Origin of the sequence: Alkalibacillus aidingensis, from assembly GCF_014595945.1 — a bacterium.
Taxonomy (GTDB): Bacteria; Bacillota; Bacilli; order Bacillales; family Alkalibacillaceae; genus Alkalibacillus; species Alkalibacillus aidingensis.
The window spans coordinates 1-1,216 of sequence record NZ_JABXWU010000024.1 but is presented as its reverse complement, the minus strand read 5'-3'; the positions used below and the strand labels follow the sequence as shown (position 1 = coordinate 1,216).

The 1,216-nt window shown below is 52.5% G+C and carries 1 rRNA gene; it reads left to right on the top strand.

Features of this window, described 5'->3' with window-relative positions:
- Nucleotides 1–1,216: ribosomal RNA gene (locus tag HWQ49_RS14600) — 23S ribosomal RNA — on the top strand; the annotation flags it as partial.

Sequence of the window (1,216 nt, the reverse complement as noted above, 5' to 3'; positions counted from 1 at the left end):
CCTAGTGACCGATAGTGAACCAGTACCGTGAGGGAAAGGTGAAAAGTACCCCGGAAGGGGAGTGAAAGAGAACCTGAAACCGTGTGCCTACAAGTAGTCGGAGCCCGTTAATGGGTGACGGCGTGCCTTTTGTAGAATGAACCGGCGAGTTACGATGGCTGGCAAGGTTAAAGGGAAGACCTGGAGCCGCAGCGAAAGCGAGTCTGAATAGGGCGAATGAGTCCGTCGTCGTAGACCCGAAACTGTGTGATCTACCCATGTCCAGGGTGAAGGTAAGGTAACACTTACTGGAGGCCCGAACCCACGTATGTTGAAAAATGCGGGGATGAGGTGTGGGTAGCGGTGAAATGCCAATCGAACACAGAGATAGCTGGTTCTCTCCGAAATAGCTTTAGGGCTAGCCTCAACGTAGCGAGTCTTGGAGGTAGAGCACTGATTGGACTAGGGGCCCCTATCGGGTTACCGAATTCAGTCAAACTCCGAATGCCAATGACTTACCGTTGGGAGTCAGACTATGGGTGATAAGGTTCATAGTCGAAAGGGAAACAGCCCAGACCGCCAGCTAAGGTCCCTAAGTATGTGTTAAGTGGAAAAGGATGTGGCGTTGCTTAGACAACCAGGATGTTGGCTTAGAAGCAGCCATCATTTAAAGAGTGCGTAATAGCTCACTGGTCGAGTGACGCTGCGCCGAAAATGTACCGGGGCTAAACACATCACCGAAGCTGCGGATTGTCCGTAGGACAGTGGTAGGAGAGCGTTCTAAAGGCGTCGAAGCTAGACCGTGAGGACTAGTGGAGCGTTTAGAAGTGAGAATGCCGGTATGAGTAGCGAAAAAGAAGTGAGAATCTTCTTCACCGTAAGCCTAAGGTTTCCTGAGGAAGGCTCGTCCGCTCAGGGTAAGTCGGGACCTAAGCCGAGGCCGAAAGGCGTAGGCGATGGCCAACAGGTTGAAATTCCTGTACCACCTCCTTTCCGTTTGAACAATGGGGGGACGCAGGAGGATAAGGGAAGCGCGTCACTGGAAGAGCGCGCCCAAGCAGAGAGTGTGATGGATAGGCAAATCCGTCCATCGGACGCACGATCTGTGATGGGGAGGGAATTTAAGTACCGAAGTCCCTGATTCCACACTGCCAAGAAAAGCCTCTAGTGAGGAAAGAGGTGCCCGTACCGCAAACCGACACAGGTAGGCGAGGAGAGTATCCTAAGGTGATCGGGA